This window comes from Skermanella aerolata KACC 11604, from assembly GCF_000936425.1.
Taxonomy (GTDB): Bacteria; Pseudomonadota; Alphaproteobacteria; order Azospirillales; family Azospirillaceae; genus Skermanella; species Skermanella aerolata.
Genome location: NZ_AVFK01000065.1, coordinates 1 through 21,376 on the forward strand (window position 1 = coordinate 1; position 21,376 = coordinate 21,376).

Consider the following 21,376-nt stretch of genomic DNA (forward strand, 5'->3'; position numbering starts at 1 on the left):
TGGCCATGGCCGACGGCCTACTCGCCCAGAGCCGGCAGCCGGGGATCGAGGCCCTTGGCTTCGAGGAGCGCCTGGCGCTTCTGGTGGATGTCCAGCACACGGCCGCCTACAACGCGGCGCTGCGCCAGCGGCTGAAGGCCGCCACTCTGCGCCAGACGGCGTGCCTGGAGGACCTGGATCTGCGCACGCCGCGCGGCCTGGACCGAACGCTGGTGGCGACGCTGGCGAGCGGCCAATGGATCCGGACCTCACAATCGGTTCTGCTGACCGGCCCGACCGGGGTGGGCAAGACCTTCATCGCCTGCGCTCTTGGGCATCAGGCGGCGCGCGACGGCTTCCCGGTGCTGTACCGGCGCCTGCCGCGGCTGCTGGACGACCTGGCGATCGCCCGGGTGGCAGGCCGCCACCGATCGGCCTTCACCAAGCTGGCGCGCACAAGGCTGCTGATCATCGACGAGTGGATGATGACGCGCCTGACGGCCGATCAGCGACGTGACCTGATGGAGGTGATCGACGACCGCCATGATCGGGCAGCGACGATTCTGGTCTCCCAAATCCCGGTGTCCGGCTGGTTCGACCAGATCGGGGATGCCACTTACGCCGACGCCCTGCTGGACCGCATCGTTCACAACGCCCATCGTATCGAGCTGCGCGGCGAGTCGATGCGTCGGCGGACCACGGTGAGCAGCGAAACGGACACGGCCACCGCGACGTAGACGGCACCTTGCCTTTGGGCATCGATGGTGTCCGGGGGGCGGGGCTCCGTCAAGTGTGGCGCCAGGGCGCCACCGCCTGCGGCGGCTTCGCACTTGACCGACCCCCACCCCCCGGACAGACGTTCCACCATCAAAGACAAGGAAGAGAAATGCTCGCACCTATCATTGTTCATGGACTTGGAATATGAAACAGGGACAGGATGATGACTTGAAATACATGGCTACATAAAAAGAATTGACCGCCAGATGAAAGACCAGTTACAGTACATATGTTGAAGGCGAAAGCGAGCCTCAGGCTGCGTTCAGCAGCGCCCGCAGGGTGTTCAGGCTGCCGAACAGACCGTTCAGATTGAACCGTATACCCTGTTCAGATTCCTCCGGTCAGACTGTTCATTTTCACCGAAATACGCAGTGCCGAGAACAGGGCGCGCACACCCGATGTTGTCTGGCTCGCGGCGTAAGGGGTGATCGGCCCGCCAGCCGGCTGGGCCGCCGGTTCAACGACAAGCGCCCCGTGGAGGCCAAGAAGTCTGTTCAGCGGCGCGCGGTCGGGATCGACATAAAAGTATGTTCCGGGAAGACCGGCGGTGAAGGTGACGCTGCCGGTCTTCCCGGGCTCGATCGGTCCGAAGCTTGCTCCTGGCAGGCCGAGGATCTGAACCGAGTGGGAGGAGGACGACAGGTTCTCCACACTCAGGGTAACCGACTGCCCCTGCTTGATGCGGAGTACGGGGCCGGGAACGCTGGGCCTGCCGGCACCTTGAGAAAAAGCCCACATGAAGACGGAGGACCCGTCGATCAGCTCGACGTCCACGTCCTGTATACGGAGTGATATCGGGACCGCGGGTGAGCTTGTCTGGGCGAGCAGAGGACCAGAAAGGATCTGCAGTCCGGCAACGCCGGCCAAGCCGGCGCCATACTTCAAAAGTTCGCGTCGTAGCATTGGTCATCTCCTGATTAACCATAAGGCGATGACGATCAATGAGTACGTTTATTCCGCGATTAACCCTGATTCAAAAGGCAATAAAAATTTTATTTTGGTCTTGCCAAGTTTGCAAAGGGTTTTATTTCAGTACCCTTTTAAAATGATACGTTGGCTGGTTGTCTTTTCCTGCCGTCTAACTGCCGAACAGGCTTAGTCGATTGCTGTCCGTTATGATGGACGGTCCGATACAGGATGGATTGCCTTCTCCCGTCGCCAAGGCCTTGAAAACCGGCGCCAACATGTTTCATATGATACTAATAATTTTTTAAACGTTACATTGCCGCCTTTGCATCCCAAGCCATATCGGTTCAGGTGCGAAAAGCTAGGGCTGTTCACGAGAGAAGCTGGTGAAAATTGTAAATAACCCATCTAACCTGGTTAAGGCTCGTCAAGCAGTCAGCGCCTTGCCGGATGAGGAACGGGCAGTCTTGATATTGGTGTGCGCCGAAGGCTTGAGCTATCGGGACGCAGCTGAAAAACTCAGCATCTCCCAGGCTGAGTTACAGGGTCGACTGCTACGCGCACGACTGGCTCTCATGAAAAATATGTCAGCGCCCATAAGCTTGTTTGAAAAACGAAAACCTGATTTTCTCTCTGTAGCCGAAGTTGCATGCTTGCCCGCGCGGAAATTTTGAGTTTTCACAAAGGCAAGCACCGTCATTTCGGAGGTCGCAAAGCCGCCGGTGCCTCCACGAGGAATATTCCTCACCTGGCGGGCCAGCGCTCCCTGGAGAGAGTGCGACACCACCTTGGGCGGCCAAATCGGCCCACCACCGGATCATGGATCCGCACGGTTCCCTGCGGAAATGAATAAAAGAGAGACAGGGAAGACGCCTGCTCCGTCGGGAGCGGCGTGGCACGTTAAACGAGCGGCAGACACTAATCGCCATTTTCAAAAAGAACCTGGAGAGACGCCCCGCCAGGTTCCTGCTGGGTCAGAGTCGGATCCACGCTGCGGCTTTCAAGATCTGGCTGCGGGTGATGGATCAATCGTCAGAATGGAGGCGAGGATTTCCTCCGGATCGGCGAAGGATGGGCATGCCCCCCAGCGGCCGATCTCATCATTGCCGAACTTGACGACGCCGATATGACTTTCAAGATCGGCATCCAGTTCGGGATCCGGATCGACGAACCCCATTTTGCGGCGCAGCAGTTCGATGTCCTCGCGCGAGGCGTGGAGGAAGAGCCAGCCCGGCTGAACCCCGTAGGTTTCCATGTAGCCCCGCATGACGGCCGGCGTGTCCAGTTCCGGCTGCAGGGTTACCGAGTACATGTGCAAGTCCCGGCCGACACGGCCGTGAAGCATCTCCTGAACTTCGACCAGCCTCTGGGTGGAGAGCGGGCAGATATCCCCGCATCCGCTGTAGAAGAAGTTGAAGATGACCTTCTTGCCCCTGATCAGGTCATCGTAGAAGCGATAATTCCTGCTTTCGTGGGAAGTCAGGACGATGTTCGGAAAAACGCCGTCAGGATCCCCGCTCTCGGCGGCCAGTGACCCCACCGAGGACAGCACCTGTGCTCCTCCCAGCCCCAGGGCTCCGCCGCCGAGCACGGCGGCGGAGCCCCACAGGAAATTCCTTCTGCGCATAGTCATGGCAAACCTCCATATCCATCGTGACAAGCTGCATGCCGAACTCCCGGCGGCGCTCTGAAATCAGGACGCCGGACCGTCTACGATGTCGTAGCGGGCCATCATGGCGTGGTCCTCGTGAACGACGTTGTGGCAGTGAAGCGGATACTTGCCGGTGAAGTCGCGGAACTTGACGTAGACCTTGACCTTCTCTCCGGGGTGCAGCCAGATCACGTCCTTCCTGGCATACTCGACATCACCCGGTTTGACGGCAACGCCGTTGCGCGACAGAATGCGGAACTCCTCGTAGTGCATGTGGATCGGGTGGGACCAGCCGCCCCCGCCGTTCTCGAAATTCCAGATTTCGGCGGTTCCCAGCTTGCACTTGGCGTTCACGATGTTGCGGTTGAAGAGCTGACCGTTGACCGACCAAGCGCCGTTCTGCCGATTGAAGATCCAGGTACGCGTCTTGTTGATCACCGTGTCCATGACCGGTAGACCGCGGAGCTTGTCGATCTGGTCGGGATTGATGCTTCCATCGGCGGCGGTCGGGCCGAGATTGAACTTTAGGAGTGGAGTACCCGGGTTCAGGATCTTGCCAGTCGGCCCAGTTCCGTCAATGTGCTCCAGCACGTTCATCAGAAAGACGTCGGACCCAGTGGCTGAGTTGAAGTCCACGATGATATCGACCCGCTCGGCGACCGTCAGGTTGATGCTGGTGCGCTTGATCGGCTTGGGCAATAGGTTGCCGTCGTTCGAGATCTGCCAGAATGGCATGTTGTTACTGAACTTGAAGCTGAGGAAACGCGATGGGCCCGTGTTCAGGAGGCGCAGCCGGTACCGGCGCTTCTTGACGTCGAAAAAGGGCTGAATCTTGCCGTTTACTGTCTGCTTGTCGCCGATGATGCCGTCGAGGGCGAACAAGTCGTAGTAGGCGATTCCATTACTGTTGAAAACCTTGTCGCCGAACACCAGCGGCACATCATACTCGCCGCTCGGCAGCCGAAAGCCGTTGACGTTCGTCTCGTCGTTGCAATCCAGTTCATCGTACAGGATGTAGGTTCCGACCAGACCCCGATAGACGTTCTGCGCAGTGTAGTCAAGGCGATGGTCATGGAACCATAGGAAACCCAGCGCCTCGTTGGGGTCGTCGTTGGCCAGCTTGTTGCAATAGTGGAAATCCTTGTAATATCCGCTGCCGTAGTAGTCGGAAGGATTGCCGTCGCTCTCCGAAGCGTTGTGGGCGTTATGTAAGTGCGTCGAGGTGTCAGGGATGCCGTAGCCCTTGTGATTAGCAGGAAGGTTGTTCTTGTTGCGAACGACGATCGGTTCGCCGTACCGCGCATGCAAAGTGGGCTCGGCGTAGTGGGCGCTGTCGTCGGAATCGCCCTGGAAATTCCAGATCGGCTGCGTCGGGAGGTCCTTGTGGAACGACCAGGTGCGCTGCTTCTCCTCGATTTCATAGAACTTCCGCGGCTTGTAGTAGTCCCATAGCTGGTGGGAGGCTCGGGGAGCCTCGCTCGAGTCACCGTTGAGGCCGGCACTGAGCTTCGACAGGTCAAAACTGGTGTTTGGCTGCAAAGGCTGCGGGATCGGAAGGGGCTCGGCCCATGGCGTGGTTCTCGGGCTGACGAGCGTAGCGGCGCCCGAGGCCCGGATGCTCAACCCGCTCTTGGCAACCAGCATTCCGCCAGCCGCTAGCAGCCCGTACCTGATCAAATCGCGGCGGCTGAGCTTCGCGTCGATGATCTCCATGCGGTTAAGCCTGGCGCGTTCCTGTTGTTTTTCATTGCCGACGTTTCTCAAGAGCATTTAGATCCCTCCACAGCCGTAAATGGATGCACCGAAAAACGGTGCACGACACAGCGCTGATGAAGTGAGACCAGGACCTTCCATCATGCGCTTTTCTTTCTGACGAAGCGCCGGGGAGGAAATTCCAAGATTCGGAGAGGTAATACTCAGCGAGAGACTTAACAGAACTATTGATATTAAATTTCTTTCATGAAATTTTATTAACTTGCGTTCTAGGTCAGGGTTTATTGGTCCTTATAAAAATCGATATGCGAGTACGTAGCATTGTCACGGGAACTTGGCCGACGCCCAGTGGTCCTGAGAGCCTCACATGATGGTGTTTCGGTCAAGTGCTGAGTGAGCTTCTTATCGCTGTTCCTCCTTTAGTCGAGGGGGCGCGACGATCCCTGCGTTCTCTCATCTCGGCCCCCTGGATGAACAGGCTTTCTCGCGCAGTTGATTGATTTGGAAGGGACAGCACCTTTGCATCTTTCATTCCGATGGTGGAACGGGGGGTGACTGGACCGGCGCGGTCAAGCCCGCAGCCGTCGCTGAGCGGCGGTGGCCCGCAGGGCCAGGCTTGAGGGTGCCGGTCCAGTCAGCCATCATCGTTCTCGGAATGAGAGTGCTGCAGACCGTTGCCGGTCGAGGTCATCTCGGCCGAGTTCATGGTTCTCCGCGCCTCCTGACTGCGCGCTGCGAACCGACTGTGTGTTTTCCAGGTCCAAGCCACGAGCCGTTGTTTCATCATGCGACCTGATCGGCCGCATCACCTCACATCCGGTGGGTGGACACCACCCGCACCAAAATTCCTCCTGCACGAGGACGAGGTGGCGAACTCACGCCGGCACGACTGCAGCTGTTCCTCACCGGCGATGCCGGCGGCATCGATCTCAGCCATGGCCTGCACCAGAAGGCCCAGGCCGACGCCTTCAACAAAGCGGTGCGTTCCCCAGGCTCCGGTTGCCGTGCCGATGTCGACCGCCAGTGGGTGAGCTTCCCGCAGCCCCGCGATGATCTGATGCGGCGGCGCATGGATCCCGAGCGAGCGATGTTGTTGGCGGTGCCCTGCGGCAGGACGACAACCGGTATGCCGCGGCCCGGCATCTGGGTCAGAGCGGATGTCAGGGTACCGTCACCGCCAACCGCAACAATCAACATCGGCAGGTTCCCGAAGCGCATCTGTAAGGCTTTCTTCCGAGATCACGCAGCAGGTTGGATCGATACCTTCCCGGCAGAATATCGCCAGCAGCTCATCCTGAGATGGTCCATCATTGCCGGCGGAGGGGCTGCAGACTAGAAGTGCGCGCATGGGTCTGTCCTAAGCGGAGGATCATGGTTTTCAAGCTGGCCGCAGCTTATGACCGTTGCAGACCCAGCATATCCATGGTGCAGGATGGCGCGATCGTAACTATTTGGATTCACGACGGGCCCAGGTTTCCAGTTGGCGGATTCGTCCAAGCCATCTCCAATGTAGAAAGGAGATGAGCCCAGTGAAGCGACTACCTCGGACGCATCAATGAGGACTGATTATTTGACACTCGACACGTCCCGCACAACAGGGAAGCTGCTCTACACGCTCGCCGATGTTCAGCGCATCTTTTCGGCCGGCGAAATCGCGAAGGGACAAGCCTACTTTCGCGATGGTCTGGTCCTTGCTGTTGAACTCGGGGCGAACGGTACGGTCCTCAGAGGCCAGGTTCAGGGAACCCTTCGGCGACCGTACACGGTAACCGTTCACATCCACCCACAAGGCGGGTCTGGGCGCTCGCGATACGGAACCGGCACCCTGTTGGCTGGATCCTGCTCCTGTCCGGTCGGCTACAACTGCAAGCACACTATTGCCCTGCTGCTGGCATCCTTGGCGCAGTACCAGGCGTCACCCGCCAAGCGTGAGAACCCCGAGGCTCCTCTTGCAGCGTGGCTGACCACGCTGGATCAGGCAGCTGCAACCCCGGAGCAGGATGCTTATCCAGACACGGTGCGGCGCCGGGTGCTGTATGTGCTGACTGTTGAGCCAGTGGAGAAGTACGGCACCTGCTTGACGGTCGAGGCCATGTCCGTCCAGCTGCTCAGGAACGGCGGCCTGAGTTCCAAAGCCGCGACCCTGACCGCCGGCAGCGTGGTGAATACCGGCTTTCAACCTGCCTACCTGCAGCAGAGCGACCTGTTCATTCTGCGCTCCCTATGGGCGCAGTACGGTTCGTATTTCCCGGACAGCACATACCCGCTTGCAGGCGACACCGGGCAAGCCCTGCTGGAGCGCATCCTGCGCACCGGGAGAGGACGCTGGCAGCGGACCGATGGTCTGGCCCTGGTTCCAGGGCCCCCTCGGTCCGGCCAGCCAACCTGGGTCACCGACAGTGACGGCACGCAGCGCCTGACATTCGCGCTGAACGAAGGGGCGGATGTCACGCTGCCGCTGGCTCCTCCCTGGTACCTGGACACCCTGACCGGTGCCTGCGGGCCAATCGAAACCGATCTCTCGCCGCGTCTGGCGGCGGTCCTGGTCAGCGCGCCGCCGGTGCCTCCGGGCCAAGCCGACTGGGTGCGCCGTGAGCTGGCTCGCCGCCTGCCGGACCGACCGGCCTTGCAGCCGATCGCTTTCGGCGAAACCGTGGTCATGGACGTCGAGCCCGTGCCCTGCCTTCACATAGGCTTTCGGCGGCTGGACGAAGATATCGATTATGCCTCGTCCCTGTATGACCCGGATGACGTCGTGGCCGGGGATCTCTATGGCGACGAGCCCTGGTCTGTCGGTGCACCGGTGGCGCGGCTGGGATTTGACTACGACGGGACCCTTGTCGATCCCGATGATCGACGCGATGAACTGACGGCGGTGGAGGACGGACAGCTGGTGGTCATCCCGCGCCGGCGTGACGATGAGACAGCGGCAGTCGAGCGTCTTGGTGCCTGCGGTTTCCGCCCGGTGGACAGCATCACCATCGACGGTATGTCCGTGAGCGAGCCGGGCGATCTGGTGCTGGTTCCGGAGACCGAGGATCTCCACTGGCTGGCCGGGCCGCTGGGACCGATACTAAGCTTCCTCCACCATGAAGCTCCGCTCCTCCGGGCTGAAGGCTGGCGCGTCGTCATTGACGATGATTTCCCGCTGCGCCTGGCTGAACCGGAGGAAGACTGGATCGCCGAGATCGCGGAGGGTGGATCCGGCATCGACTGGTTTGGCCTGTCGCTGGGTATCACCGTGGCGGGCGAGCGGATCGATCTGGTGTCGGTTCTGCTGCCGCTTCTGCGGGCCCTGCCCGAGGACGGTGATCTCAGCCTGCTCGACGACCTGGGCGAGGCCGGACAGACCCTGTTCGCGCCGCTGGCGGATGGCCGCGTGCTGCCTCTGCCGGTTGATCGCGTCCGCCCGCTGCTGACGGCTCTGTACGATCTTTATCGCGTCGGCGGCCTTGACGAGGAGGGCAAGATCCGCCTGTCAGCGGTGCGCCTGGCTGAACTGGCGGAGCTGGAAGCGGCCTCGGCCGCCACCAGGCTTCGCTGGCTTGGCGGCTCGCGCCTGCTCGAGATCGGCCGGAAGCTGCGCGGGATCGGCGAAATCGCTCCGGTTCCGCCGCCGAATGGCTTGAAGGCCGAGCTGCGCCCTTATCAGCAGCAGGGCCTGAACTGGCTGCAGTTCCTGCGCGAGGTCGAGCTCGGCGGGATCCTGGCCGACGATATGGGATTGGGCAAGACGGTGCAGGCTCTGGCGCATGTTCTTGCTGAAAAGGAGGCCGGACGGCTGGACCGGCCGTGCCTGGTGGTGGCGCCAACCAGTCTGATGGCAAACTGGCGGAGGGAGGCGGCACGGTTCGCCCCAGGCCTGTCGGTGCTGACGCTTCATGGTGCGGGGCGCAAGGCGGAGTTCACCCGGATATGCCAGCACGACCTGGTGCTGACGACCTACCCGCTGTTGTCGCGCGACAAGGATGCGCTGCTGTCCCAGGAGTGGCACATCGTGTTGCTTGATGAGGCGCAGGCGATCAAGAACCCCAAGGCACAGGCGACACTGGCGGCGCTGCAGCTGCGGGCGCGCCACCGGGTATGCCTGACCGGCACGCCGATGGAAAATAACCTTGAGGAACTGTGGTCGCTGTTCCACTTCCTGAGCCCTGGCCTGCTGGGAGATCAGCGCCAGTTCAAGCGGATGTTCCGCACCCCGATCGAGAAGCAGGGTGACGAGGACCGGCGCCGGCTGCTGGCCCGGCGGGTACGTCCGTTCCTGCTGCGCCGGACCAAGGCGGAGGTGGCGGCCGAGTTGCCGGAGAAGACCGAAATCGTCGAGACGATCGATCTGGACGATCCGCAGCGCGACCTTTACGAGAGCATCCGGGTGGCGATGGATGCAAAGGTGCGGGCGGAGATTGCTTCCAAGGGCCTGGCCCGCAGCCACATCATGATTCTGGACGCGCTGCTCAAGTTGCGGCAGGTCTGCTGCGATCCTCGGCTGCTCAAGGTGGCGGGTGCGGCCAAGGTCAGGAGTTCCGCCAAGCTGGAACGGTTGATGGAGATACTGCCGGAACTGGTAGCGGAAGGCCGGCGGGTGCTGCTGTTCTCACAGTTCACCAGCATGCTCGGCCTGATCGAGGAGTCGTTGCGCCGGGCCGGAATCGACTATGTCAAGCTCACCGGGCAGACACGGGACCGCAGGACACCGGTGGATCGCTTCCAGGCCGGCGAAGTTCCGGTGTTTCTGATAAGCCTGAAAGCGGGAGGCACCGGCCTGAACTTAACCGCGGCCGACACGGTGATCCTGTACGATCCCTGGTGGAATCCTGCGGTAGAACGCCAGGCGATGGACCGGGCTCACCGAATCGGTCAGGACAAGGCAGTCTTCGTCTTCAAGCTCGTGACCGCCGGCACGGTGGAGGAAGCCATTCTTACCCTGCAGGCGCGCAAGCAGGCCCTGGCCGACGGTCTGTTCGATCCCGAAGCCGAAACAGGAGCGATGCTGACATCAGAGGACATCGATTTGCTGTTTCAGCCGATCGAGCGAGCTTGATGTGTCAACAACCGCCCGCTGAAGCAGCGGGTTTGTGAGGAGAGGAAGAGCACGCGTTCTCGACCCGTCCCACGATAGGCAGGTTGACGGGCTGCCCCTCCAGGTACCGGACGTCCGGGTTGGGTTCTCCAGCGTCCTGGCTGCCATAGCCGCCATCATCGGAGGTGACCCCCGCGGGCGGGAACATCCGATCCCGACGACTTCACAGCACGCTTGCGCGACGCGGCCCAACGGGAGACCTGAGCCGGTCACTCGGAGGCAGGGGAGGCGCAGGGGAGATGGGTATCCAGCGCGCTCATTCGTCGGCCGGCCCGAACAATCCGACGGCGGCGATGCGCGGGGCGACGACCGTCACCCAGCGGGCAAGGTCGGCCCGGTCCGCCGGGGTCAGGGCAGGATCGCGCCGCAGGGCGGCATTGAACCAGCCCTGGCGCACGCCGGGCCCGGTCCGCTCCAGCGCTGCCATGCAGTCCGGCACTGTTTCTGGCCTGCTCCGGGCGCGCAGCCGTGCTTCCAGCGTCGCCAGCAGGTCGTGGCGCCGGCGCCGGCGCTCGATGGCGTCGCCGAGGGGACCGCGGAAGTCGCCGACGGTTGGCATCCGGCGCCACGACCAGCGCTCCCAGACCGTCCGGTACGCCCGCAGCCAAAGGTCGCGCGGCCATGCCGCCATGACCTCGGCGTCCATCTCGAGGGCGCGCCGGTCCGGCAGATCGAGCCGGTGGCGGTCGGCCAAAACCGCCAGGGCGTCGACGATCTCGGCAGGGTGGCACGGCTCCAGGTCGCGGCGCGCCTCCGCCAGGGCAGCCGCCAGCGCCGCCCGGAACGGGGCCGGAAGCTCGGTGGCGTCGAGCCAGAACGGCTCCCGCGCGGTCCGGGCAGCGAACGCGTCCACGTCCTCCAGGACCAGGGGGCTGGCGACCAGGAGGCCGGCGTCGTCGGCCGGTACCGTGGCGGGGTCGAAGGAGATCACGTCGCCCATGGCGTCAGCCCTCCGCCCCAGTGTCCATGCCGCGGCGCGCCATCATGCTGGCCAGCACCTCACGGCCGATCGCCGCGTTGCGCGCCTCCTGGGCGGCGTGGTGGGCGCTCCGGGCCGAGGGCATCGGCCGGGGCGCGTTGCGGAAGTCCTTGGGCGGTTCACAGGTGGCAGTTGGCCGGCGGCTGGACGCGCGTTCGGCCAGCGCCCAGCGGCGCCAGGCCGCCGAGGGGTCGGCATAGCGCAGGCCCCGTGCCCGTGCTCCGCAGACGAACACAGCGGTCATGTGCCCGGCGTCCAGGTCGGGCCGGTGCGCTGCCAGCCAGGCGACGTCGCCGGCGTCCGGCCGCCAGTCGGCCGGCACCAGTCGGTTCCGATCGTCACCGCCGTTCCGGTCATCGCCGCCCATCGACCGCTCCCGGCAGTGACAGCCCGCGCACCGCAAGGTGGCGCCGCTGGAGGAATCCTTGTTCAAGGGAGTCTGTTCCTGATGTGCGCCGCCCGTCACACCGGCTGTTGCCGGAGTGATCACAGCCTCCGATACGGGCACAGCGGGTTCCACCGGCGCAGGCATGGCCGGCCCGGCAGGTGCCGAATCGCCTGCTGGGTTTCCGGCATCCTCCAGCGGGCTGCCGTCCCTGCCGCTAGTGCGGGAGCCGGGCGTCGGGTCACCGGAAAGGTCGGTTGGAGTGTCCGAGGGGCCGGCGAGATCGCGCAGGCGGTAGCGGCAGGCCAGATTCCAGCCGTCGCGGTCGGCACGGTGTTCCTTCTCGACCAAGCCGCCTGGCTGGCACAGCCGGGCGAGCACCCGGCACACCCACTCGCGCGAGTGCTGGAGCAGGCCGGCGAGCGTGCGCTGCCGGACCACGCACACGCCGTCGCGGTCGGCATGCACGGCCAGCGCCGTCAGCACCGCCAGTTCCTCGACCCCGACGCCCGGGTCCTCGAGCCAGCGGACCGGCACCCGCCCGAAGCGCCGGACGGCGGAAGGGGATGCGCCCGCGTCGGCGCCATCGGCGGGGGTTGGGGTGTCGATGTTGGTGGTCGGCATGGTGATGACCTCCATGCGGAGTGGAAATCGCCGCGCCGTCCGAGCGAGGGTGCGGCCAGGGATTCATCGCCGGGCGTTGAACGCCGGTCGGGCGGCGAAGTAGCGGCAGGCCGGCGAGCCGGGATCGATCGGGCTGCCCTTGCGGCCGGTCAACGCCCGGTACTTGGTACAGACGAAACGAGACCCGTCGGGGGACTGGTGGGCACAGCCGGAGCATCGGGCGCCCTGCGGGCCAGTGCCGGGGAACGCCGCATAGCAGCCCATCCTGGTCTTGCCGCCGACGTTCAGCAGGGGAAGGTTGTTCTCCATAGGGGTCACTCCGCCGCGATGGCATGGGATGCCGCGACGGCGTGCCGAAACGGCCTCAAGCGGTCGCGAACCTCACGGTTCCAGGCAGGACCACCGGCCCAGGGATCGATCCCGATCTCGCCAAGCAGGGTCACGTAGGTATGCCAGTCCCGGCCCCTGATCTCGGGCTGGGCGTAGGGGCTGTGAGCCGCGATCAGGGCGGCGGCGTAGAGCTGGTGGTCGCCCGCCATCTCCAGCTCGACGTCGTTGGCCAGGGCCGCCGCCTCGGCGATCGACAGCGGGAATGGGTCGGTCGAGCCGGGGCGGCGGGGCCGATAGTGGGGTTCCAAGCCCAAAACCGCGAAATTTTTGAAAGCCTTTAGATTCAAGGGGCTACGCTATCCGGCATGGTCCTTTTTGCCAGTCAGTCGTCCCAGAAGTCGTTGAAGCGTTCCGCTGCCAAGTGGGTGTAGAGGACGGTGTGCTGGATGTTCCTGTGCCCCAGGTAATGCTGGATGGCCCGGGTATCCTGGCCGTCGTTGGCCAACTTGAAGCCGGTGGAATGTCGCAGCATATGCGGGTGGATCGGCATGCCCAACCGGGCCACCTCGCCGGCGCGGGCGACCAGCTTACGGAAGGTGGCCTCGGTCATCGGTGCCTTGCGCTCGGAGACGAAGACGTAAGGTGTCTCCAGGTCGTCGCGGAACAGCTTGCGCAGAGCCCGGATTTCCGGACCGCGCAGAGGATGGGTACTCGGCAGCCCGTTCTTGCGCCGTCGGACATGCAGAAGCCCCTGACGCAGATCCACTTGGTCGCGTCGCAGGCCGACCAGTTCCGAAACGCGCAGTCCATGCCGGTAGGCGATCAAAATCATCGTGGCGTCCCGGTGGCCATGGCGCCCGAGCTGTCGGGCCGCGGCGACCAGCCTGTCGATCTCGGCCGGGGTCAGGTGCTCGCGGCTGCGGCGCTCGGCATTGGGTTGTTTGGGCGGCGGTCGCATGGTGAGCGGACTTTCCCAAAAATGATCAGTGGCAGGTCGGTCGCCGACGCTGTCAGAGCCAAGTGCCACCTGAGTTCGGAACAGGTTACTTTCCCGAGAAGATACGTTATAGGGAAAGTTTCGGCCGTGTTCACTTGACGGGACGATCGCGTGCCTGACCGACCGATGCGCGCCGACCGCAGCAAACGGCTGACCGTCCTCTCCGAGGCCGAAAAGCTGGCGCTTTATGGCCTGCCCGACTTCGATGACTTTCAGCGCGCCGAGTTCTTCGCCCTGACCGAGGCCGAGCGCGCCTTGGCCGACCGGCGCAAGGGGCAGGCAGAGCGGGTCTGGTGCCTGCTGCAGATCGGCTACTTCAAGGCCAAGCGGGCCTTCTTCCGCTTCTCCTGGCAGGACGTTCCGCCCGCGGACATCGCTTTTCTGATCGAGCGCTACTTCCCGGGAACCTCGCTGGTACCGCAACAGATACGCGCCAACGAGCACTATGCGCAACGCGACCAGATCGCCGGACTATTCGGCTATCGTCTCTGGGCCGAGACGGACCGGGCCGAGGTCGCCGGGAAGGCCGGCGTCCTGGCGAGGCGGGATGTGACCGCGACCTTCATCCTGACGGAACTGCTGGCTCTCCTGACCGCCCGGCGCATCGTGCGCCCGGGCTATACCACGCTGCAGGCGATCATCGGCGAGGTTCTCATGGCGGAACGCCGACGCCTGGAACACCTCGTCGAAGGTGCCCTGGACAAGGTGGCACTCGCCGCTTTGCAAGGTCTCCTCGTGCGCGAGGAAACCCTTTCCGAGCTGGCGGCGCTCAAGCAGGACGCCAAGCACTTCGGTTACCGCATGATGGTGATGGAACGGCAAAAGCGTGCCACCCTGACGCCCCTGTATCATTCCGCAAAGGCACTGTTGCCAAAGCTCGATATTTCACAACAGAACATCGCTTATTACGCCAGCCTCGCCCACTACTATACGATCTACGATCTGCGCCGACTGAAGCCTGGGCAGACCCATCTGTACCTGCTGTGCTATGCCTGGCAGCGCTATCGCCAGCTCACCGACAATCTGGTCGAGGCCTTCGGCTACCATATGAATCAGCTCGAACTGGAAACCAAGGAGGAGTCGGAAACGGCTTTCGCCGGAACCCAGGCCAGCCGGCAGCAGGAGGCGCCCCAGGTCGGCCGTGTGCTTCTGCTCTACGTCGATGAGGCGGTCGACGACGCCACGCCGTTCGGCGCTGTCCGCCACCAGGCCTTCGCGATCCTGCCGAAGGAGGCGCTGCTCACCGCCGGCAGGCGCCTGTGCGAAAAGCCGGTCAGTCAGCTGGAACTCCGCTGGCAGGCGGTCGATCGCACGGCGGCACGGTACAAGAAACATCTGCGTCCGCTCGCCATGGCGCTCGACGTTTCGGCCTCGACGACCGGTAATCCCTGGCTCGCGGCCCTGTCCTGGATGAAGGGCGTCTTCTCCCGTCAGCAGCGCCTTTCCCAGCGGCCCTTCGACGAAATCCCCGGGGACACCATACCCGAGCGGCTGCGCCCACATCTGCTCGACGCCGATGCTGACGGCAACCCGACCGGCCTGCGGGGGGACCGCTATGAATTCTGGATCTATCGACAGCTCCGCAAGCGTCTCGCCGCCGGCGAACTCCACCTGGACGACAGCCTCCAGCATCGCCGCTTCAGTGATGAGCTGGTCACGCTGGACAGAACGGCCGAGGCCCTCCGGGACCTCGACATTCCGTGGCTGCGCCAACCCCTCGACGCGACGCTCGATGCCCTGTGCGCCGAGTTGCATCGGCTATGGCTGACGTTCGACCGCGACCTGCGGTTGGGCAAGCTCAGACACCTCGAGTACGATCCCGAACGCAAGACCCTGTTGTGGCGCAAGCCCAGGATCGATCAGGAGGAAGCGCTACAGGCCGGCTTCTATGCCAGGCTGCCGGCGCGGGGAATCGCCGACGTTTTCCGCTTCGTCAACGAGCGCTGCCACTTCCTGTTGGCACTGAGCCCGCTGCAGCCCCGCTACGCCAAGAAGATCGCCGACGACGACAGCCTGATGGCCGTGATCCTCGCCCAGGCCATGAACCATGGCAACCTGGGCATGGCCGAAACCAGCGACATCCCGTACCACGTCCTGGAGGCGACCCATCAGCAGCATCTGCGCCTCTCGACCCTGAAGGCCGCCAACGACCGGGTCAGCAACTTCATCGCCAGCCTCGGCATCTTCCCCCTCTACTCGTTCGATCCGGAGGTCTTGTACGGCAGTGTCGACGGCCAGAAATTCCGCTCGGCCGACCCAACGATCAAGGCGCGGCACTCGCGCAAGTACTTCGGCACCGGCAAGGGCGTGGTCGCCTACACGCTGCTGGCCAACCACGTGCCGCTGGAGACGGAACTGATCGGCGCCCACGAGCACGAAAGCTACCACGTCTTCGACATCTGCTATCACAACACCTCGGATATCGCCCCGACGGCCATCACCGGCGACATGCACAGCATCAACCGCGCGAACTTCGCCATCTGCACTGGTTCGGGCTGAAGCTGGCGCCGCGCCTGACCCATCGGCAGGCGCAGCTCAAGCACCTGTACTGCGGCAATGCCATCGGGGACTACCAGGAGTGTCTGCTTCAGCCGGCCGGCCAGATCGACCGCCAGCTGATCACCGCCGAGAAAGCCAACATCGACCGGATCGTCGCGACGCTGGGTCTCAAGGAGATGAGCCAGGCCACCCTGGTCCGCAAACTGTGCGCCCTGTCCCAGCACAACCAGACCCGCAAGGCGATCTTCGAATTCGACAAGCTGATCCGCAGCCTCTACACGCTCAACTACCTGCGCGACCCTCAGCTTCAGCGCGACATCCATCGCTCCCAGAACCGCATCGAGGCATACCATCAACTGCGCTCGGCGCTCACCCAGGTCAGCGGCGGCAAACAGCTGCTCGGGCGCACTGATCTCGCCGTCGCGATCAGCAACCAGTGCGGCCGGCTGATCGCCAACATCATCATCGCCTACAACTCGGTTTTGCTCTCGACGCTGCTGGAGCGGTATCAAGGGGGCGACAATCGAAGGGCGCTTGCGCTGCTGCGGAAGATCTCACCTGTGGCTTGGCAGCACATCCACCTGCTTGGGCACTACACGTTTCGTGGCAATGGGCACGCGATCGACCTTGAGGCCCTGCTGGCCAATGTCAAACTGGGCTAAATAGTTGATCTGCATAGATTCCAAAAATTTCGCGGTTTTGGGCTTGGAACCCCATAGTCGGACCCGAAGTGGTTGGCCGCCATCGTCGTGAAGCGCGCGAAGCCGAAGCCCAGCAGACTGGTCGCCCGGGCTTGGAGGATACGGCATTGCTGGCCCGCCACCGGGCAGGTGATGAGCCAGCCCACGAGGCCTGTCCGGACGCAGTCGGCCAGCAGCAGGCGCTGGGCGGAAGTCAGGCGGTACGGCATGGCGTCGTCCTCCCTTGGAACCCGTCGTGGCTGTCGCAATCGCCGGTGCCGGACTTCCAGGCGTCGAGCTTCTTGCACCGCCGGCAGATGCGGTGGCCGATATGAGCGGAAGCAAAGGCCCTGCCGCATCCTAGGCACGTCCGGGTTTGCCGTCCGTGATGCTCGTCGGGATCGGAGATGGCCGGTCCGGACATAGGCTGTCGAGTGGGGACCATGGCTCAGACCTCCCGGGTGCACAGGATGACGGGGGCTTGGATGACGTGGCTGCTTTCCGGCATCGGCGTCGGCATGACCTCGAAACCGGCGGCGCGCAGTTCGGCGGCGACCTCGTCCCAGCGGCTGCCGGGGTTCGCCGGAACATAGACGACGGTCCGCCGGGATGACGGGTCCAGCAGCCACGTGACGGTCGCGAGGACGGTTTCGCGCGAGCTGCGACGCAGGTTAGCGCAGTGGCCGGGAAGGGTCAGGCGCCAGGGGGTGTCCTGGTTGGTGGTCAGCTCGGTGGCCGTGCCGACACGCTCGCCCCCCGCCAGAACACGGTAGGTAGTGCGGCCGGCGGTCACGCCAGCCTCGATCAGTTCAACGCGCCGGGTCATCGCTCGTCCTCCCTGATCAGCGCGCGAATGTCGTCGAAGACCCCTATGCGGACGTCCGCCACGAGGGTGCATGGGATGTAAAGATTATCGTCGTGCGTGGTCGCCTTGATTAGAGCCTCGAACCTGGCGGCGAACTCGGCGACGGTGACCGGTGGCTCATTGAGCGAGGTCTTCAGGCCGCGGCATGTGAGCATCCCGGCCTTCTCCCAGACGCTTAGGTCGACGCTCTTATCGACGGCCCTGACGGGCACGGCGGAACGTTGATGGTCCATGATCAGGCCGCCCAGCTTCAGGAAGATGACGGAGAGTTCCATAGCAGACCTAGCGGAGATCACTGAGGCGATGGTTGCGGCCAAGATGGTGGTGCTAGAGCCGCGGCGGGGCTTCGGGAGGCGCCGTCGCGTTCGGCCGGCTCGTCGGGGTCCATCGCGGTGGTGCTGGGGCAGAGCGCTGAACAGCACTGGCCAAGCAAAGTAATAGGGAGTGTTCTCAATGTTGATCACGGCGAGAACTCCGTTTGTAAGGCGGAACCGGCGGGTGGTTGCGACACCCGACGGCACGGCGGGGGTGTCACTCAGAGGCGATAGCGTGAGTCTGCTCGCGATAGAAGGCACGCTCCAGTGTGGTCTGGAAGTCGCAAGGGTCCGACCCGTAGCCCGGTTCGTCACGGATCTTCAGTGTTTTCGCGGCCTCGTATTTCAGATCGCACACGATGCCCAACGCTTTGTCCCTGTCGGTCGTGTGCTGCTGGTCCAGTTCCTCCTGCCACCTTCGGCCGCCAACGTGGGCACTCAGTTCGCTGACCAGTTCGATCAGGACCCCCAAACGCCGGTAGCGAATCGAGACGTATGCATTCTCGCCGATCAGCATGCTGATCGCGGGGTCTGCGACAGAAACGAATAGGGATGTGGGAACAGCGGCGGAGATGGTCGGCATTTCGCCCTCCTGGTCTCAGGCTGCTTGCTAAACGAAGCTGATGACCTGATACTAGACATATACGTCTAGAAATACAAGTCCGTATTTAAGACGCAAAAGTCTGCGAGGTAGCTACAAATTGCCAGTTCAAATAATTAACAACGAACAAATCAGAGATGCTAGAAATCTTGTTCGTATCTCCGGAGAAGACTTTTGCGAAAAGGTCGGCATCTCTCGTCGGTCGCTGCAACGCATGGAAAATAATCCAGAGGCTTTCGCCAAAGCGGCTTATGAAACTGTTATCCGAATGGTTAAGGTTCTGGAAGCGTGCGGTATTGAGTTCTTGCCTGATGGCACGGTCAAAAAACGCGCCAGCGGTGAGGGATTGGCGGGTGATGCTCCAACCTTTAGCGCGACCGTCGATTCATCCGGGCCATAGGCGATCTTTTCGCCAGATTTTCCCATGGCAAGCGGTTATTATGGACTGCGCGGGTTTTCAAATAACATTTAGGAGATAATTGTTCCCGACGACCTCGATAGTCATCGTACCGCCCGGAAACTTCTTGTCGGCATCTTCGACCCGCCGCCTGTCTGAAGAACCGTCTTCTTGATGCCTGGAGACCTGTCTTCTTAATGTCAAAAAGGTTAGTGAGTGGGAGGAAGCACTGACCGCTGAACCGCGGGCAAAAATCTTCAAATTCGAAAAGATTAAGTTGGATTGCGATGGTTGATGGAGGTCAATCATATGCCAAGGCGCTCGACAGGCGAGGCCGCCATCGAGCGGCCGACCGTTTCGGTACATTCGAACGTCAAGATAATTCGCAGCCCGCCTGGAGCCACGCGCAGGGTGTCGGGCTAGGTGAGGAGTGGGGCTTTCCATCCCGAGCATGGCGAAGCCGGGCTGCTAATTGTCTTGATGCCCACAAGTCCAATACCCTGTCGGCATGTTCCCGGGTGATCTCCTTCAAATCACCCGGGAACTGCCACCCCGGCGAGGGGACCTGTTTTTCGTAAGCTGTCGACGATACCCGTCATGGGGTGCGGTCCTGGGGGCGCTCGCCAGCTCGCGGGCATCGGCAGCCAGGACACGCAGGAATTGGTTTCGTTCTCGGTGATCGGGATTTAAATCCTCGAACTTGGGATGGTAGTCGGCCAATTTGGCGGTGCGCTGGTTGAGCAGGACATCAAGCGCTTGGCTCTCCATATCGCCCGTCGAGTCCTAGGAGACTAGGTCCGTGACATCGTCGGCGCGGTCAGGATTTCGGCACAGCGCCGGTATTCGCCAGTGAAATGCGCCATCTGCCCGCTGTTTTTGCTGCTCTCAAGGTGGATGGCTGGGGGTGAAGCCCTTTTTGCTCGACAATTGCGCTCACCGCTGACATCACTCACCGCGCCAGGTTCTCCGTGGCGATAGCTGCCACTGAAACGTGCATCAGACCTAAGGCATAGACTTTATCAATTTTTTGTAACTCAGGTCGTAACTTCCTGTTAACGACAACGGCTATATTGTTCATGACCCGTTTTGAAGGTTGCGCTTCATGTCGCCCGCCGCTCTACCCAGCCCCAGCAGCAAGCCCTCTGCTGTTGCCCGTATTCTGATCTGCGAGGACGATCCCTTTATCGCCCTAGGCTGGGCCGGGCTGCTCACCGATGAAGGCTACACTGTGCTCGGTCCGGCGTACAAGGCCGAGAAGGCTTTGGAGCTGGCGTACCGATATCTGCCGACCCTGGCGCTGATTGACATCGACCTGGGTGGAAGCATCGACGGCATTTCCGTCGCGGCCGAGCTGGCTCCCCTGGGTGTGTCAGTTATTTTCCTGACCGCCGACTACCAGAGGGCGGGTGTGGAAGGGCGTGAGCTTGCCGCTGATATTCTGATCAAGCCAGTTGTAGAGGACACCGTCCTGAAAGCAGTTGCCTCAACCCTTCAGCGGAAGATGATCAGCGTCGGCGCAAATGCCCTGTCCGCCTGACAGATCTGACCTGGCTTTTAATTAAGCCGAAAGGCGCATTGCCCGCCGGAGTGCGTCGAGAGGCATACGTGCAGGTACCGGCAGTGCTGCATTCTGCTGATTCAGGCTCTTCCTGGGGTTCGGGACGCTGGAGAGGTGAGTAATTTCCACAGGGCGGGCCCGCCAGCCTGCACCCCCGTGCCGACTAGCTGAGCGTACCCGACGCGGCCGAATGCTGAAGGAGCGGCACCGACGGTGCTAGGCAGCTCGGGACTGGAAAGCGCATTTCTACGCATACGCCGGCATCGCCCATTATCAGAACCGTGCCGCTGAGCTGAGTCGCGAGCCGGTGCACCAGCTGTTGCCCAAGACCGCGCCCGGGCGGCTGGACCTCACTCAGGCCGACGCCGTTATCCCGAACCCGCAGGACGAATGTGTCGGCCCGCTGAACAAAGCTGATCTCGATCTGCCCCGACTGGGCCCCGGGAAAGGCGTATTTCAGCGCGTTGGTCAGCAGCTCGTTGATGATCAGCCCAAGGGGCAGGGCACACTCAAGCGTCAGCGTAACCCGATCCAGCTGTTCTGTGATCGTGATTGGCCGCTCACCCACCAGCGCAGTCCGCAGATCGTCGACCAGGCTGGACAGAAAGTCGTGAGTGTTAACAACCGCGGTGCTGTCGTGGTGGGACAGCCGATCATAAACCCGAGCCAGGACGGTGATGCGCTCCATCGCCACTCCCAGCGCCTGCCGGGCTTCCGAACTGCTGGTCTTGTGGCGCTGCAGCGACACCAGCGAGGTGAGGATCTGGAGGTCGTTCCTGATGCGGTGATTGACCTCGTGAAGCAGCAAGTCCTTCGCCCGTTCGGCCGCCCGTGCCCGCTCCATAGCCCGTCGCAGCGCCCCGGTCAGTCCGGCGATCAGCCCGCCGATCCCGACATAGAAGCCGAGTGAGACAGCGACATGAGTGTTGAGGGTGAGGGTGCCTACGGGTTCGACAAAGAAGTAGACTACCAGCCCGGCACTCAGGAGGGTGGTGAACCGCGCCGGGTTTACCGGAGGCCCCATTTCTTGAGAGACTGGGG

Annotated in this window: 19 protein-coding genes and 1 pseudogene; 6 read left to right on the top strand and 14 right to left on the bottom strand. The window is 62.6% G+C overall.

Going from position 1 to position 21,376, the window contains the following annotated elements:
- Window positions 1-5: 5 nt before the first annotated feature.
- Window positions 6-716 carry an IS21-like element helper ATPase IstB gene (gene istB / locus N826_RS35365; RefSeq protein ID WP_044436941.1) on the top strand — a complete coding sequence of 237 codons (711 nt, stop codon included), beginning with the start codon at window positions 6-8 and terminating at the stop codon, window positions 714-716.
- 367 nt (window positions 717-1,083) lie between these two features.
- On the opposite strand, the gene N826_RS35370 is transcribed toward istB, so the two are convergent.
- Window positions 1,084-1,530, bottom strand: a complete 447-nt coding sequence (locus N826_RS35370; RefSeq protein WP_169789481.1) for a multicopper oxidase domain-containing protein — start codon at window positions 1,528-1,530, stop codon at window positions 1,084-1,086.
- Between the two features lie 518 nt (window positions 1,531-2,048).
- Here N826_RS35370 and N826_RS46150 point away from each other — a divergent pair.
- The gene (locus tag N826_RS46150) at window positions 2,049-2,336 is read left to right on the top strand and encodes an RNA polymerase sigma factor (protein WP_169789482.1); all 288 of its coding nucleotides are present in this window, start codon (window positions 2,049-2,051) and stop codon (window positions 2,334-2,336) included.
- Between the two features lie 326 nt (window positions 2,337-2,662).
- Here N826_RS46150 and N826_RS35375 read toward each other — a convergent pair whose 3' ends face one another.
- From N826_RS35375 to N826_RS46155, 3 genes are all read right to left on the bottom strand, one after another.
- Window positions 2,663-3,295, bottom strand: coding sequence for an SCO family protein (locus N826_RS35375; RefSeq protein ID WP_084721470.1), 633 nt, complete (start codon window positions 3,293-3,295; stop codon window positions 2,663-2,665).
- 60 nt (window positions 3,296-3,355) lie between these two features.
- Window positions 3,356-5,026 (bottom strand): multicopper oxidase family protein, encoded by a 1,671-nt coding sequence (locus tag N826_RS35380; RefSeq protein WP_052832663.1) that lies wholly within the window; start codon window positions 5,024-5,026, stop codon window positions 3,356-3,358.
- A gap of 810 nt (window positions 5,027-5,836) precedes the next feature.
- Entirely contained in the window at window positions 5,837-6,244 is a 408-nt protein-coding gene (locus N826_RS46155) for a diacylglycerol kinase family protein (protein ID WP_084721472.1), read from the bottom strand.
- A 610-nt stretch (window positions 6,245-6,854) separates the two neighbouring features.
- Here N826_RS46155 and N826_RS35390 point away from each other — a divergent pair.
- Entirely contained in the window at window positions 6,855-10,067 is a 3,213-nt protein-coding gene (locus N826_RS35390; RefSeq protein WP_052832665.1) for a DEAD/DEAH box helicase, read from the top strand.
- Between the two features lie 295 nt (window positions 10,068-10,362).
- Here the strand turns inward: N826_RS35390 and N826_RS35395 are convergent, their stop codons facing one another.
- The 5 genes from N826_RS35395 to N826_RS35415 form a co-directional block, all read right to left on the bottom strand.
- Window positions 10,363-11,046 carry a hypothetical protein gene (locus N826_RS35395; RefSeq protein WP_044436920.1) on the bottom strand — a complete coding sequence of 228 codons (684 nt, stop codon included), beginning with the start codon at window positions 11,044-11,046 and terminating at the stop codon, window positions 10,363-10,365.
- A gap of 4 nt (window positions 11,047-11,050) precedes the next feature.
- Window positions 11,051-11,911, bottom strand: coding sequence for a hypothetical protein (locus tag N826_RS43830; RefSeq protein ID WP_147041243.1), 861 nt, complete (start codon window positions 11,909-11,911; stop codon window positions 11,051-11,053).
- A 246-nt stretch (window positions 11,912-12,157) separates the two neighbouring features.
- Window positions 12,158-12,403: a hypothetical protein gene (locus tag N826_RS35405; RefSeq protein ID WP_044436924.1), complete on the bottom strand. Its 246-nt coding sequence runs from the start codon at window positions 12,401-12,403 to the stop codon at window positions 12,158-12,160.
- Window positions 12,404-12,408: 5 nt separating this feature from the next.
- Window positions 12,409-12,732 carry a hypothetical protein gene (locus tag N826_RS35410; RefSeq protein WP_147041242.1) on the bottom strand — a complete coding sequence of 108 codons (324 nt, stop codon included), beginning with the start codon at window positions 12,730-12,732 and terminating at the stop codon, window positions 12,409-12,411.
- A 74-nt stretch (window positions 12,733-12,806) separates the two neighbouring features.
- A complete protein-coding gene (locus N826_RS35415) occupies window positions 12,807-13,382 on the bottom strand; it encodes a tyrosine-type recombinase/integrase (RefSeq protein ID WP_044436927.1) in 576 nt (191 codons plus the stop codon).
- A 165-nt stretch (window positions 13,383-13,547) separates the two neighbouring features.
- Between N826_RS35415 and N826_RS35420 the strand changes: the two are divergent.
- Window positions 13,548-16,582 (top strand): annotated as a pseudogene (locus N826_RS35420) (Tn3 family transposase).
- On the opposite strand, the gene N826_RS35425 reads toward N826_RS35420, so the two are convergent.
- The 4 genes from N826_RS35425 to N826_RS35445 all read right to left on the bottom strand — a co-directional run bounded on the left by N826_RS35425 (window position 16,579) and on the right by N826_RS35445 (window position 18,362).
- Window positions 16,579-16,830 carry a hypothetical protein gene (locus N826_RS35425; protein ID WP_044436929.1) on the bottom strand — a complete coding sequence of 84 codons (252 nt, stop codon included), beginning with the start codon at window positions 16,828-16,830 and terminating at the stop codon, window positions 16,579-16,581. The pseudogene N826_RS35420 and the gene N826_RS35425 sit on opposite strands and share 4 nt — an antisense overlap.
- 218 nt (window positions 16,831-17,048) lie before the next feature.
- Window positions 17,049-17,426 carry a hypothetical protein gene (locus N826_RS35430; RefSeq protein WP_044436931.1) on the bottom strand — a complete coding sequence of 126 codons (378 nt, stop codon included), beginning with the start codon at window positions 17,424-17,426 and terminating at the stop codon, window positions 17,049-17,051.
- Window positions 17,423-17,740: a hypothetical protein gene (locus tag N826_RS35435; protein WP_052832667.1), complete on the bottom strand. Its 318-nt coding sequence runs from the start codon at window positions 17,738-17,740 to the stop codon at window positions 17,423-17,425. The genes N826_RS35430 and N826_RS35435 overlap by 4 nt, the downstream gene beginning before the upstream one ends.
- 256 nt (window positions 17,741-17,996) lie before the next feature.
- Complete coding sequence (locus N826_RS35445) at window positions 17,997-18,362, bottom strand: hypothetical protein (protein ID WP_044436936.1); 366 nt, start codon at window positions 18,360-18,362, stop codon at window positions 17,997-17,999.
- A gap of 118 nt (window positions 18,363-18,480) precedes the next feature.
- Between N826_RS35445 and N826_RS43835 the strand changes: the two genes are divergently transcribed.
- Window positions 18,481-18,780, top strand: coding sequence for a helix-turn-helix domain-containing protein (locus tag N826_RS43835; protein ID WP_169789483.1), 300 nt, complete (start codon window positions 18,481-18,483; stop codon window positions 18,778-18,780).
- A 1,099-nt stretch (window positions 18,781-19,879) separates the two neighbouring features.
- On the top strand, window positions 19,880-20,314 hold the full coding sequence (locus N826_RS35450; protein ID WP_044436938.1) for a response regulator: 435 nt from the start codon (window positions 19,880-19,882) through the stop codon (window positions 20,312-20,314).
- Between the two features lie 184 nt (window positions 20,315-20,498).
- Here N826_RS35450 and N826_RS35455 read toward each other — a convergent pair.
- Window positions 20,499-21,376 (bottom strand): histidine kinase dimerization/phosphoacceptor domain -containing protein (locus N826_RS35455; protein WP_157599407.1); only part of this gene is annotated, 878 nt, incomplete at its 5' end.